Raw genomic sequence first — 14,001 nt, 5'->3', positions numbered from 1 at the left:
CTGCCCAAGGGCCGGCGCTAGATTCAGGCGTCGGCCCAGCGGCGCAGCAGATTGTGATAGACCCCGGTGAGCTGGATGATCGCCGGGTCGGCCTGCCCGCGATCGGCCGCGAGCGTCTGGATCGCCTCGTCCAGCTCGAACAGGTGTCGCCGCGCCTCGCCGTCGCGCACCATCGACTGAAGCCAGAAGAAGCTCGCCACCCGCACCCCGCGCGTCACCGGCTCGACCCGGTGGAGGCTGGAAGCGGGATAGAGGATCATGTGCCCGGCCGGCAGCTTCACCGCCTGTGCGCCGAACGCGCCTTCGATCACCAACTCGCCGCCGTCGTAGCTTTCGGGATCGGAGAGGAAGAGCGTCGCCGACAGATCGCTGCGGATACGGAAATCGGTGCCGCGCTTCATGCGGATGGCGTTGTCGATGTGCAGGCCGAAGCCCTGCCCGCCGGCATAGCGGTTGAAAAGCGGCGGGAAGACCTTGGCGGGCAGCGCGGCGGCGATGAACAACGGGGTGCGGCCGAGCGCATCCATCACCATCGCTCCCCCTTCGCGGGCGGCGGCGCTGTCCTCGACGAGCTGCTCGTTACGCTTGGCGAGCGCGGACTGCGGGCCGGAGGTGGCGTTGCCGTCCACCCATTCGCCCGCGTCGATCACCGAGCGCAGCCGCGCCACACCAGCGGCGTCGAGCAGACCCGGTATCTCGATCATCATCGCCCGCTATTCCTTTCCATCCCGACCGCCTCGACGCTGCTAGTGATAATGGTTCGCAACGATGTCAATCGCCCCCGCGCCGGTGTGGCCTCCAGCCCGCATCGCGGGGTTAAACTTCGGACAGCCACGAAATCGATACGCAACCGTCATGGGGCTGTCAGACAGCCCGCTTAGGCGCCCCCTGCACTGCACCGCAGCAAAAGGGGTTTCCATGCGTACGTCCCGCCACACCGCTCTCCTCGCCCTGTCGGCGAGCTTCGCTTTCGGCCTGCCCATCCAGGCCGCCCATGCGGGCGACGCATCTGCCGCAGCCACGACGGACACGGCCGCCTCCACCGACGCGTCGGATACGGAAGACAGCAATTCCATCATCGTCACGTCGCGCCGCACGCGCTCGGTGGTTGCGATGGAAGGCCCCGAGATCCAGAAGATCCTGCCCGGCATCAGCCCGCTGAAGGCGATCCAGACGCTGCCCGGCGTCACCTATCTGACCGCCGATCCGTGGGGCAACAACGAACAGAACATCTCGCTCTTCGTCCACGGCTTCAACGCGCAGCAGCTCGGCTACACGCTCGACGGCGTGCCGCTCGGCGACCAGACCTACGGCAACTTCAACGGCCTCTCGCCGCAGCGCGCGATCATCTCGGAAGATGTGGGCCGCGTCACGCTGGCGTCGGGCGCGGGCGATCTCGGCACCGCGTCGACCAGCAACCTCGGCGGCACGATCGACACCTTCTCCAGTGATCCGCGCGACGAGCAGACCACGACGATCCAGCAGACCTTCGGCAGCTACGACACCTTCCGCACCTATGGCCGAATCGACACCGGCACGTTCGGCAACGGCAACAAGCTCTATTTCTCCGCCGTCCGCCAGGACGCGAAGGCGTGGGACTTCAACGGCAAGCAGGGCGGCTATCAGGCCGACATCAAGTTCGTCCACGACGACTCGACCGGCAAGCTGACCTACTACTTCGCTTATTCGGACAAGACCGAGCCCAACGAGGACGCCACGGTCATCAACCCGGCCAAGGGCGAGACCGTGGCCAAGGCTCCCTATACGCGCCCCTTCTTCTACGGCGACCTCGCCGCTGCCGAGGCCTATTATCCGTCGGCCGCCAACGGCTTCAAGGGTTCGGCCGCCTATCAGGCCGCGGGCGACAATTACCGCAACTATTACAGCGACGCCCAGCGCACCGACTATCTGACCTACGCCAAATATGACTGGAACGTCAGCGACAAGATTCACTGGAGCAACCAAGGCTATTTCCACCACGACGACGGCGTCGGCGTGGTGGCCGGTCCGATCGGCGCCGCCGGCCTGCCGCAGCTCTTCTCCTTCTACTTCCCGCTGCCGAACCCCGGCGCCCCGGCGACCGATCCGGCCAACCTCGCGGGCCTGTCCAAGATCTTCGGCAATTCGGGCATGGCGACCCGCACCACCGAATATCGCATCGATCGCGGCGGCGTGATCTCCACGCTGCGCGCCTCGCTCGGCAATCATGAGATCGAGGTGGGCGGCTGGTACGAGCACCAGAGCACGTCCGCCTATCGTCGCTGGTACGCGTTCGACATCAACAACCCGACGACGCCCTATCAGCGCCCGCTCAACATCGCGAACCCGCTCATCACCCAGTATGGCAGCGAGGTCCGGGTCAACGAATATCAGTACCATGTGCAGGATGCCTGGCACATCCGCCCGAACATCACGCTCCAGGCGGGCTTCAAGGGCGAGTTCCAGGACGCCAACCAGCGCGTGACCGTGCAGCCGATCCCCGGCTCCTTCTCCGGCTCGCGCGAGCTTCCCAACGGCAGCATCAAGACCAATCGCGGCTTCCTGCCGCAGGTCGGCGGCACCTGGGACGTGACCGGCCACGACCAGCTCTTCTTCAACATCCAGAAGAATATGCGCCAGTTCCAGACCAGCGCGGCGGCGGGCCTCTCGCCCTTCGCGCTGGGCAGCCAGACGCTGTTTGACGCGTTCAAGGCCAACACCAAGCCGGAGACGAGCTGGACCTACGAGTTCGGCGCGCGCACCCAGCATGAGCTGCACCTCGGCCCGATCACCGGCTTCGAGGGCCAGCTCAGCTATTACCACGTCAACTTCCAGAACCGCCTGCTGGCCGTGAGCCCCACCCAGACGATCACCGCGATCGTCAGCGGCGCCACGATCATCAACAATGTCGGCGGCGTGACCACCGACGGCGTCGATATCGCCGGCACGCTGCACTTCGGCCCGCATTTCTCGTTCTACGACGCGCTGTCGTACAACAACTCGGAGTTCGACGATAACTACGTCACCGGCTCGGGTGCCGCCCAGACCACCGTGCACACCAAGGGCAAGAAGGTACCGGGCTCGCCGGACTGGCTGAACAAGTTCATCGCGTCCGCCAATTACGGCATCTTCGATGTGCAGCTCGTCGGCGATTACATGGGCAAGCGCTACGCCACCTACACCAACGACCTCAGCACGCCGGCCTATTTCACCATGTCGGCCCGGATCGGCGCGAAGGTGCCCTTGGGCGCCAACAGCGTGATCCACGAGATGAATGTCAGCCTGAACGTCACCAACCTCACCGACAAGAAGGCGGCCTCCACGCTGTCGATCGGTGCGGCGTCGGGCACCTACAACTACTTCCCCGTGGCGCCGCGCGAAGTGTTCGGCACCATCGGCTTCAAGTTCTGATAGAGGGGCGCCGGGAGATGATCCGCATGACACGACGTGAAGCGCTGACGGCTTCCGGCGCCGCCCTCCTCGCCTCCACCACCGTCGCAGGGCCTGCGGCGGCGGAAGCGAAGAAAATCCTGATCTACGGGCACCGGGGCGCCTCCGCGCTCCGGCCCGAACATACGCTCGCCTCCTATGCCAAGGCGATCGCGGACGGGGCGGACTTCATCGAGCCCGATCTCGTCTCCACCAAGGACGGCGTGCTGATCATTCGGCACGAGAACAACATCGTCGAGACCACCGACATCGCCAGCCACCCCGAGTTCGCGGATCGCAAGACCGAGAAGCTGATCGACGGCGAGAAGCAGGTCGGCTGGTTCACCGAGGACTTCACTCTCGCCGAGCTGAAGACGCTGCGCGCCAAGGAGCGGCTCGGCCAGCTCCGTCCGCAGAACGCCGCGATGGACGGCTGGTTCGATCTGGTGACTTGGGCCGAGATGATCGACTTCGCCGCCGCAGAGTCGCTGGCGCGGGGCCGCACGATCGGTCTGGTGCCCGAGATCAAGCACTCCACCTATTTCGCCTCGATCGGCCTGCCGATGGAGGACCGCTTCCTCGCCAGTCTTGCGGCGCACCACTACACCCGCACCGCGCCGGTGGTGATCCAGTCGTTCGAGACGGCGAACCTCAAATATATCCGCCAGAAGCTCGGCCGCCCCGCGAACGTGCAGCTCATGCAGCTCACCGCCGGCTCCGACCTGCCCCCCGCCGACATCGCCAAGGCGGGCGGCAAGACCAGCTATAACGATCTGATGAAGCCCGAGGGCCTCGCCGGGATCGCGCGCTATGCCGATATCCTTGCGTCCGATACGCGCAGCATCATCCCGCTCAGCCCCGATGGCCGCCTCGCCAAGCCCTCGCCGGTGACGGCGGACGCGCACAAGGCCGGCCTGCTCGTCCAGCCCTGGACCTTCCGCCCGGAGAATTACTTCCTCGCCAAGGACTTCCAGGATGCGAACGGCCCGGCCGCACGCAACGTCGCGGGCTCGGTGGCGGAGATCCGCGCCTATCTCGCGGCCGGCATCGACGGCTTCTTCACCGACGACCCCGCGATCGGCCGCGAAGCGATCGACCATCGATCGATGCGTTCCTGATCATACAAATCTTGCCCTGTCGCCGCAGATGCGCGACGACAGGGCATGACGGAAAACGGCCTGCCCACCAATCGCCCGCTTTCGGGACGCAACCTCACCTATGGCCTGCTCGACGAGCTGGGCCGGGCGATCGTCACGGGGGCCTTCGCCGACACCCCCTTCCCCACCGAAGCGGAGCTGGCCAAGCATTATAGCGTCAGCCGATCGGTGACGCGCGAGGCGGTGAAGATGCTCACCGCCAAGGGGCTGCTCTCGGCCCGCCCGCGACAGGGCACGGTGGTGCGGCCCGAGTCCGCGTGGAACCTGTTCGACCCGGACGTGCTGCGCTGGCTGCTGGAGCGGAAATTCTCGCTGGTGCTGCTGCGCCAGTTCAGCGAGCTGCGCGTCACCATCGAGCCGGGCGCCGCCGCCCTCGCCGCCCGCGCGGGCACGCAGGAAGGGCTGGCGCTGATCGAGGCGGGGTATCGCCGGATGGTCGCCGCCGAGGAAGGGCGCGACGATCCGCTCGATGCGGACATCGCCTTCCACGTCTCGATCCTTCAGGCGTCGGGCAACCCCTTCTACGCCCAGTTCCGCGATGTGGTGGTGACGGCGCTGCGCACGTCGATCCTGTTCACCAACCGCTTCAAGGGCCGCACCGCGAGCCTGCCCGCCCACCGCGCCGTGAAGGACGCGATCGAGGCGCGCAACCCGGAGGCCGCTCAGGCCGCGATGGATCATATCATCCGCGACGTGCTGGTGCTGATCGACGCCGCCGAGCAGCAGGACGCCAACACCGCCGCCTGATCCCCTCGCCCCGTCCGCGCACTGGCACGGACGGGGCGATCGCGAGGCTTACTTCGCCGCCGGCGCGCCGGGGCAGACTGCGCCCGCCGGATCGGTGTCCAGCTTCACGCCCACGATCGACACCGTGAAGCCGCCATCGCTGCCCAGCACGAAGGGCTGCGTGACATGGCCGACATCCGCGCCCGCCGCCTTGAAACAGGCGAGCGGCACCTTCACGCTGGTCCACTGGCCGGGCGCAGCGGCGGCGAACAGGCTGGTGGCGTCCACCGGCGTCGCCTGATCGCCGACACCCAGCGTCACCTTACCCTTGGGCGCGACGTCCACGCGATAGTCGATGCGGAGGCTGAGTTGCGCGTTGGTCTGGCGGGTGAGATCGATCGACGGGCCGGAAACGCGGACATGGCCTGCGCCGTTGAAGGCGTACTGGCGCGCGCCCTCCTGCTTGCCGCCGCCGTCGACATTCTTCTCCGTGACCGCGCCGTCGCTGGCGAGCTTCCACGGCGCGACCGCCTTGCCCGGCACATAGTAGACCGAGATGTTGGCGAGCGAGGCATCCACCCCTGCGACCTCGCTGAGCTGCGGGATCGCCTTGTGATCGGCGTAGGTCAGGCCATAGCCATAAGCAAAAAGCGGGTCGTAGCCCGGCTGGCCGACATTGTTCGCGAACTGCCCGGCGGTCTTCGGCCAGCTATAGCTGAGCTTGCCGCGGAAATCCTTGTTCGGCGTGCCGTCCTTCTTCGCCACGAGCACGTCGGCGATACCCTCGCCCTCCGAGCCCGGCAGGAAGGCCGCGACGAAGGCGTCCGACTGGTTCAGCTCCGGGTTCACCCACAGCGGACGGCCCGAGATGAACACCGACACCACCGGAATGCCCTGCCCCTTCAGCGCCTTGAGCTGGGCCAGCGCCTGCTTGTCGCCGGGCTGGAACTCCAGCGTCGAGATATCGCCGACCATCTCGGCATAGGGCGTCTCGCCGAACACGACGACGGCGACATCGGGCTTCGCGCCCGTCACCTTACCGTCCTTGCTCAGCGTCGCGGTGCCGCCCGCCGCCTCGATCGCGGTCTTGAGCCCGCCCCAGATCGAGGTCGCGCCGGGGAAGTCGGCATTGGTGTTGCCCGTGCCCTGCCACGAGAGCGTCCACCCGCCCGTCTGCATCCCGATGTCGTCGGCGTGGGTGCCGGTGACGAGCACCTTCTGGCCCGGCCTGATCGGCAGCAGCGCATTGTTGTTCTTGAGCAGCACCAGCGATTCCGCCACCGCCTGACGCGCGATCGCGCGATGCTCGGGCGAGCCGAGGATATTCTTCTGCTCATAAGGACGCGCCGGATCGAACAGGCCGAGCTTCACCTTCACGCGCAGGATGCGGCGCACCGCATCGTCGACGCGGGCCATCGGGATCGTGCCGTCCTGCACTTCCTTCAGCGTGTTGTCGAAGAGCGCCTTCCAGTCGGACGGCACCATCGCCATGTCGAGCCCGGCGTTGAAGCTCTGCGGGCAATCGGCGGTGGTGCAGCCCGGCACCTGACCATGCGCGTTCCAGTCGCCGACGACGAAGCCCTCGAAGCCGAGCTTGCCTTTCAGCACGTCGGTCAGCAGCGACTTGTTGCCGTGGTTCTTCACGCCGTTCCACGAGGAGAAGCTGGCCATCACCGTCATCGCGCCCGCGTCGATGCCGGAGATGTAGCCCGGTGCGTGCGTCTCGATCAGCGTCTTCTCGTCGATCTGGGCGTCGCCCTGATCGATGCCGTTGTGCGTACCGCCATCGGCGAGGAAATGCTTGATCGAGGCGGCCACCTTGCCGTTCTGGATGCGCCCCGTCCCCGGCGCGCCCTGAAGCCCGCGCACCATCGCGGCGGAATAGAGCTTCGTGATGTCCGGGCGCTCCGAATAGCCCTCATAGGTGCGGCCCCAGCGATCGTCCTGCGGCACCGTCACGGTCGGGCCGAAGGCCCAGTCGAAGCCGGAGGCAGCGCTCTCCTCGGCCGTTGCCGCGCCGATCTTCTCCATGAGCGCCGGATCGCGCATCGCGCCGAGGCCGATATTGTGCGGGAAGATCGTCGCGCCGAAGACGTTGGAATTGCCATGGACCGAATCCATGCCGAAGATCGTCGGGATCGGCACATGGCCGGGCCGCTTCTCGATCGAGACCTGACGGAAGGCCTCCGCCGTCTTGATCCAATCGCCCACCGGGCCGCGATCATTGCCCGACAGCGGCGGAGAATTGCCGCCGCCCAGCACCGAGCCCAGCGGATAGTCACGCAGCTCCTCGGGCTTCACCGAGGCGATGTCGCCCTGGATCATCTGGCCCACCTTCTCGCGCAGGCTCATCTGCTTCATCAGCGAGGTGACGAAGGCTTCCGTCCTGGCGTCAACCAGCCCGACGCTGTGCGCCGCCGGCCAGAGCGCGGGATGCGCCGTCGCGTTCGCGGGCAGCGGCACGATGGCGGGCGCCGCCAGCACGGGCGCGGACGACGCCGTAACGATCGCGATCAGGCTCGCGGTGATGAGTGCGCGCATTGAGGACCCTCTCCTGGACTGTGCGATCAGCGGCCGCACCTAAGTCGATTAATCACCCTATTTCCATGAGCCCATGGATGACAAGCGCTGTCATCTCTCGAACGGGGATGCTACAGCCGTCCCCATTCATGCGGTCATAGCCGGCGCGGGGCTGCCGGCGGACCGACTGGGAGAGGCTGGATGACCGAACTCGTCGCCGTCGATATCGGCGGGACCAATGCACGTTTCACCATCGCCACCGTTAGGGACGATGGATCGATCGATATGGGCGAAGTGGTGACGCTCCCCACCCACGCCTATGCCAGCCTGCGCAGCGCGTGGGAGGCGTTCGCCGAGAAGATCGGCCGGCCGCTTCCCGACGCAGGTGCCATCGCCATCGCCGCGCCCGTCGACGGCTCGGTGATCAAGCTCACCAACAGCCCCTGGGTGATCCGCCCGTCGCTGATCCCCTCTGTGCTCGGATTGGAGCGTTACACCCTCATCAACGATTTCGGCGCGGTCGCCTATGCGGTGAGCCGGGTGCAGGACAAGGATCTGCGCCACCTGTGCGGGCCGGACGAGCCGCTGGGCAAGGAAGGCACGATCAGCGTCGTCGGCCCCGGCACCGGGCTTGGCGTCGCCCAGCTCCATCGCCACAACGGCCAGATCACGGTCGTCGAGACCGAGGGCGGCCATATCGACTTCGCCCCGCTCGACAAGCTGGAGGACCAGATCCTCGAACGGCTGCGCCAGCGCTATCGCCGCGTCTCGATCGAGCGGCTGGTGTCCGGCCCCGGCCTTTCCAACATCTATGAGGCGCTGGCCGCGATCGAGGGCCGCATCGTCCCCGTGGGCGACGACAAGGAGCTGTGGAAGCTGGCGCTGAGCGGCGAGGATATCCTCGCGGCGGCGGCGCTCGACCGCTTCTGCCTGACGCTGGGCGCCGTCGCGGGCGATCTCGCGCTGGCGCATGGCGCGTGGAGCGGCACCGTGATCGCCGGCGGCGTCGGCGCGCGCGTGGCGGACCATCTCCCGATCTCGGGCTTCGCGGGTCGCTACATGGCCAAGGGCCGCTTCGAGGCGCGCATGGCGCGCATCCCGGTGAAGCTCATCACCCACGAGCAGCCCGGCCTGCTCGGCGCGGCGGCGGCCTTCGCGGAGAAGCACTGCCGCTGATCCTTCATGCTGCACCTCTTCGCACTTGCAGCATGAGGCTTGCCTCGCGGCTCCAAGGGCGTAGAGGTGTGCCATGGACGGAACCAGTCGCATCGACGAGATGAACCCGCACATCGCGAAGCCCGGACCCCATGCGGGGATGGGCTTCCGGGAATTTGTGGGGATCGTCGCCTCGATGATGGCGATGGTGGCGCTGGCCATCGATACGATGCTGCCGGCGCTGCCGGCGATCGGCACCTCGCTCGGCGTGGTCGAGGAGAATCAGCGCCAGCTCATCGTCACCGCCTTCCTGCTCGGCTTCGGCGCGGCGCAGCTCTTCTACGGGCCGCTTTCGGATCGGTTCGGACGGCGTCCGATGCTGCTGTTCGGCACGGCCGCCTATGTGCTGTTCAGCATCGGCGTGGCGCTGGCGCCTACCTTCGGCGTGCTGCTCGCCTTCCGCGCCCTTCAGGGGACGGCCGTGGCCGCCACCCGCGTCGTCACCATCTCGGTGGTGCGCGATTGCTATGGCGGGCGGCAGATGGCGCGCGTGATGAGCCTCGCCTTCATGGTGTTCCTCGCCATCCCGGTGATGGCGCCATCGATCGGGCAGTTCTTCCTGCTGTTCCTGCCGTGGCGCGGGCTGTTCTGGGTGCTGGCGGCCTATGGCCTGTTCGTGCTGACCTGGCTCATCACCCGCCTGCCTGAGACGCTTCACCCCGAATATCGCCGTCCGATCGACATCGCCTCGATCACGGCCGCGATCCGCCGGACGCTCACCGCGCGGCAGGGCGTCGGCTATATGCTGGCGCTGACGGTGATCTCGGGCGCGCTCTACGGCTTCATCAACTCGGTGCAGCAGATCTTTGCCGACGCCTTCCATGCGCCCAGGCTGATGCCGCTGGTCTTCGCCGCGATCGCCGGGACGATGGCGGTCGCGGCGCTGATCAACTCGCGCATCGTCGAGCGGCTGGGCACGCGGCGCGTGTCGCACACCGCGCTGCTGGGCTTCACGGGGATCGAGATCCTGCATCTCGTGATCGTGCTGACGGGGCATGAGACGCTGATCAGCTTCGCGATCTGTCAGGCGGCGGCGATGTTCTGCTTCGGCCTGTCGACCGCCAATTTCGGCGCGATGGCGATGGAGCCGCTCGCCGAGGTGGCGGGCACGGCGGCGTCGGTGCAGGGCTTCGTCACCACGGTGGGCGGCGCGCTGCTGGGCTTCGCGATCGGGCAGAGCTTCGATGGCAGCAGCCTGCCGATGACGGCGGGCTTCGCGATGGCGGGGCTGGTCGCGCTGGTGATCGTGCTGATCACCGAAGGCGGACGACTCTTCCACCCGCGCATGGGGTCGTAAAGGGCCACCCCGGATCGGCTCCGGGGCGGCCCCTCAGTCTCAGTCAGCGAAGAGCAGCGCCGGCACTTCGAGCAGCTTGCGCACCGCCTGGATGAACTTGGCCGCGTCCATGCCGTCGACCACGCGATGGTCGAAGGAGGAGGACAGGTTCATCATCTTGCGGACCTCGATGCGGCCCTCGATCACCACCGGCCGCTCGACCATGCGGTTGACGCCGACGATGGCGACTTCCGGCCGGTTGATCACCGGCGTCGAGACGATGCCACCCAGCGCGCCCAGCGAGGTGAGCGTGATGGTCGAGCCCGACAGTTCCTCGCGCTTGGCCTTGCCGCGGCGGGTGGCGTCGGCGAGGCGGACGATCTCGGAGGCCAAGCCCCACACGTCATAGGCCTGCGCGTCGCGGATCACCGGCACCGAGAGGCCGGCGTCGGTCTGCGTCGCCATGCCGAGGTGCATGGCGGAGTGACGGCTGACCACGCCCGCCTCGTCGTCGAAGCGCGCATTGACCATCGGGAAGTCGGTCGCCGCCTTCGCCATCGCGCGGATGAGGAAGGGCAGCATGGTGAGCTTCGGCCGCTCGCCGCGCGTCTCATTCATCGCCTGACGCAGCGCCTCGACGGCGGTGACGTCGACTTCCTCGACATAGGCGAAGTGCGGGATGCGGCGCTTGGCCTCGGCCATGTTCTCCGCGATGCGGCGGCGAAGGCCCGTGACCTTGATCTCCTCGACATCGTCATACCCGGCGGCAACCGGCGCGGCGGCGCGCGGGGCGGCCTTCGGAGCCGAGCCACCGCCCTGATACTTCAGGAAGGCGTCGAGGTCGGAATGCTTCACCCGGTCGCCTGCGACGGGGCGCACGTCGGCGAGGTCGACGCCCAGTTCCTTGGCGCGCTGGCGGACGGCCGGCGAGGCCAGCACCTTGTGCGACGACGTAGCGTGCGCCTTGGGCGCCGGAGCCTCGACGGCAGCGGCGGGCGCCTCCGCCTTGGCGGGGACCGGATCGGCCTTCGGAGCGGGCACAGGCTCGGCCTTGGGTGCTTCGGCCGGCGCCGGGGCCGCCGCTTCGCCACCCTCGGTCTCGAACACGATCAGCGTCGAGCCGATGGCGATCTGGTCGCCGACGGCACCCGCCAGCTCAACCACCTTGCCCGACACGGGGGCGGCCATCTCGACGGTCGCCTTGTCGGTCATCATGTCGGCGACCGGCTGGTCCTCCTCGACCATGTCGCCGATCTTGACGTGCCAGGTAACGATCTCGGCCTCGGCAATGCCTTCACCGATGTCGGGGAGACGGAAAGGTACGCGTGCCATGCCGATCAATCCTTCATCACGCGCTTGAGCGCTTCGCCGAGCCGCACCGGCCCCGGAAAATAGGCCCACTCCAGCGAGTGGGGATAGGGCGTGTCCCACCCCGTGACGCGCTCGATCGGCGCCTCCAGGAAATGGAAGCAGCGCTCCTGCACCTGCGCCGACAGCTCCGCGCCGAAGCCGGAGGTGCGCGTCGCCTCGTGGACGATCACGCAGCGGCCGGTCTTCTCGACCGAGGCGGCGATCGTCTCGATGTCGAGCGGCAGCAGGGTGCGCAGATCGATCACCTCGGCGTCGATGCCGCTCTCGGCCACCACGCCGAGCGCGACATGGACCATCGTGCCATAGGAGAGGATCGTCACCGCCTCGCCCTCGCGCACCACGGCGGCCTTGCCGAGCGGCACGGTGTAATGCCCCTCCGGCACTTCCGACGAGGCGTGCTTGGACCAGGGTTGCACCGGGCGGTCATAATGGCCGTCGAACGGTCCGTTATAGATGCGCTTCGGCTCGAAGAAGATCACCGGGTCCGGGTCTTCGATCGCCGCGATCAGGAGGCCCTTGGCGTCATAGGGGTTGGACGGGATCACCGTCTTCAGGCCCGCGACATGGGTGAAGATGCCCTCGGGCGACTGCGAGTGCGTCTGCCCGCCGAAGATGCCGCCGCCGAAGGGCGAACGCACCGTGATCGGGCAGGTGAACTCGCCCGCCGAGCGATAGCGCAGACGCGCGGCCTCGGAGATGAGCTGGTCCATGCCCGGATAGATGTAATCCGCGAACTGGATCTCCGGCACGGGACGCAGGCCGTAAGCCGCCATGCCCACCGCGACGCCGATGATGCCGCATTCGTTGATCGGCGCGTCGAACACGCGCGTCTTGCCGTATTTCTTCTGGAGGCCCGCCGTCGCGCGGAACACGCCGCCGAAATAGCCGACATCCTCGCCCATCACCATCACGCCGGAGTCGCGCTCCATCGCGACGTCCATGGCCGAGTTGATCGCCTGGATCATGTTCATGGTCGTCATACGCCGGCGACCCTCCGCTCTTCGGCCATCTGCTCGCTCTGTTCCTTGATGTGCGCGGGCATCTCGGCGAACACGTCCTCGAACATCGTCTCGAAGCTGTGCACGAAGCCGGTGCCCGACAGCACGCCCAGCTTCTCCGCCTCGCGGCCGGCGTCGCGGACCATGTCGGCCAGCTCGACCTGGAGCGCGTCATGGCTCGCCTCGTCCCATTCGCCGAGCTTGATGAGATGCTCCTTGAGGCGCTGGATCGGATCGCCGAGCGGGAAGTTCTTGGCCTCCTCCGCCGAGCGGTACGCCGAGGGATCGTCCGACGTGGAGTGCGCCTCGACGCGATAGGTGAAATGCTCGATCAGCGTCGGGCCGGCGTTGGTGCGCGCGCGCTCGGCGGCCCACTCGGTCGCGGCATAGACCGCCAGCGGATCATTGCCGTCGATGCGCAGCGCCGCGATGCCATAGCCGAGGCCGCGCGCCGCGAAAGTGGTCGACTCGCCGCCCGCGAACCCTGCGAAGGACGAGATCGCCCACTGGTTGTTGACGACGTTCAGGATCACCGGCGCGCGATAGACCGACGCGAAGGTGCAGGCGGCGTGGAAGTCGCCCTCGGCGGTCGAGCCCTCGCCCACCCAGCTTGCGGCGATGCGCGTGTCGCCCTTCGCGGCCGACGCCATCGCCCAGCCCACCGCCTGCGGATATTGCGTGGCGAGGTTGCCGGAGATCGAGAAGAAGCCCGCTTCCTTGGCCGAATACATGATCGGAAGCTGGCGGCCCTTCAGCCGGTCACCCGCGTTCGAATAGACCTGGCACATCATGTCGACCAGCGGCCAGTCGCGCCCGATCAGCAGGCCCTGCTGGCGGTAGGACGGGAAGCACATGTCGTCGCGGTGCAGCGCCTCGACAGCGCCTATCGCGACGGCCTCCTCGCCGGTGCACTTCATGTAGAAGCTGGTCTTGCCCTGGCGCTGGGCGCGGAACATGCGGTCGTCATAGGCCCGCGTCAGCATCATGCCGCGCAGGATGCGCTTGACGCGCTCGACCGGCAGGCGCGGGTTCCATGGACCGACCGCGTTGCCATCCTTGTCCAGCACGCGGATCAGCGTGAAGGGCAGATCGCGCATCGTCGCGGGATCGGCATCGACCGAGGGGCGCGCAACGCTGCCAGCCTCGGGAAAGACCATGTCGTCGAACGACACGGCATCGCCCGGCCGGAACTTCGGCTCGGGCACATGGAGCGTCAGCGACCGCAGATTGCGGCCCGCCTCGTCGGCCATCCTCATCCTCCTCAGGCCCCTCGCGTGTTCGGCATGAACGCCGCGATGGCCTTGTCCGCTCCCTAGCGTCAGGCGAGGAG

Annotated in this window: 10 protein-coding genes; 5 read left to right on the top strand and 5 right to left on the bottom strand. The window is 67.4% G+C overall.

Annotation, left to right across the window (positions count from 1 at the left end):
• Positions 1–23: 23 nt before the first annotated feature.
• On the bottom strand, positions 24–707 hold the full coding sequence (locus ST3T6A_RS0103420; protein WP_019831491.1) for a Fe2+-dependent dioxygenase: 684 nt from the start codon (positions 705–707) through the stop codon (positions 24–26).
• Between the two features lie 211 nt (positions 708–918).
• On the opposite strand from ST3T6A_RS0103420, the gene ST3T6A_RS0103415 reads away from it, so the two are divergent.
• From ST3T6A_RS0103415 to ST3T6A_RS0103405, 3 genes are read left to right on the top strand one after another with little or no spacing between them, the layout of a single operon-like run.
• Complete coding sequence (locus ST3T6A_RS0103415) at positions 919–3,390, top strand: TonB-dependent receptor (protein ID WP_019831490.1); 2,472 nt, start codon at positions 919–921, stop codon at positions 3,388–3,390.
• Between the two features lie 17 nt (positions 3,391–3,407).
• On the top strand, positions 3,408–4,526 hold the full coding sequence (locus tag ST3T6A_RS0103410; RefSeq protein WP_019831489.1) for a glycerophosphodiester phosphodiesterase: 1,119 nt from the start codon (positions 3,408–3,410) through the stop codon (positions 4,524–4,526).
• Positions 4,527–4,571: 45 nt separating this feature from the next.
• A complete protein-coding gene (locus ST3T6A_RS0103405) occupies positions 4,572–5,312 on the top strand; it encodes a FadR/GntR family transcriptional regulator (protein WP_019831488.1) in 741 nt (246 codons plus the stop codon).
• Between the two features lie 48 nt (positions 5,313–5,360).
• Here ST3T6A_RS0103405 and ST3T6A_RS0103400 read toward each other — a convergent pair whose 3' ends face one another.
• A complete protein-coding gene (locus tag ST3T6A_RS0103400) occupies positions 5,361–7,832 on the bottom strand; it encodes a glycoside hydrolase family 3 protein (protein WP_019831487.1) in 2,472 nt (823 codons plus the stop codon).
• A gap of 180 nt (positions 7,833–8,012) precedes the next feature.
• Here ST3T6A_RS0103400 and glk point away from each other — a divergent pair, with 180 nt between their 5' ends.
• On the top strand, positions 8,013–8,987 hold the full coding sequence (gene glk / locus ST3T6A_RS0103395) for a glucokinase (protein WP_019831486.1): 975 nt from the start codon (positions 8,013–8,015) through the stop codon (positions 8,985–8,987).
• A gap of 73 nt (positions 8,988–9,060) precedes the next feature.
• Positions 9,061–10,323 carry a multidrug effflux MFS transporter gene (locus ST3T6A_RS0103390; RefSeq protein WP_019831485.1) on the top strand — a complete coding sequence of 421 codons (1,263 nt, stop codon included), beginning with the start codon at positions 9,061–9,063 and terminating at the stop codon, positions 10,321–10,323.
• Positions 10,324–10,362: 39 nt separating this feature from the next.
• Here ST3T6A_RS0103390 and ST3T6A_RS0103385 read toward each other — a convergent pair whose 3' ends face one another.
• Genes ST3T6A_RS0103385 through ST3T6A_RS0103375 form a run of 3 tightly spaced genes read right to left on the bottom strand, consistent with a single transcriptional unit; the run spans position 10,363 to position 13,921 of the window.
• Entirely contained in the window at positions 10,363–11,634 is a 1,272-nt protein-coding gene (locus ST3T6A_RS0103385) for a dihydrolipoamide acetyltransferase family protein (protein ID WP_019831484.1), read from the bottom strand.
• Between the two features lie 5 nt (positions 11,635–11,639).
• Entirely contained in the window at positions 11,640–12,644 is a 1,005-nt protein-coding gene (locus tag ST3T6A_RS0103380; protein WP_026359386.1) for an alpha-ketoacid dehydrogenase subunit beta, read from the bottom strand.
• Positions 12,645–12,649: 5 nt separating this feature from the next.
• Positions 12,650–13,921: a thiamine pyrophosphate-dependent enzyme gene (locus tag ST3T6A_RS0103375; RefSeq protein ID WP_019831482.1), complete on the bottom strand. Its 1,272-nt coding sequence runs from the start codon at positions 13,919–13,921 to the stop codon at positions 12,650–12,652.
• Positions 13,922–14,001 lie beyond the last annotated feature (80 nt).

The sequence above is a fragment of the Sphingomonas sp. PR090111-T3T-6A genome, assembly GCF_000383095.1.
Lineage (GTDB): Bacteria > Pseudomonadota > Alphaproteobacteria > Sphingomonadales > Sphingomonadaceae > Solisphingomonas.
The sequence above is the reverse complement of the archived record's forward strand: the minus strand, read 5'-3'. Positions and strand labels throughout refer to the sequence as shown.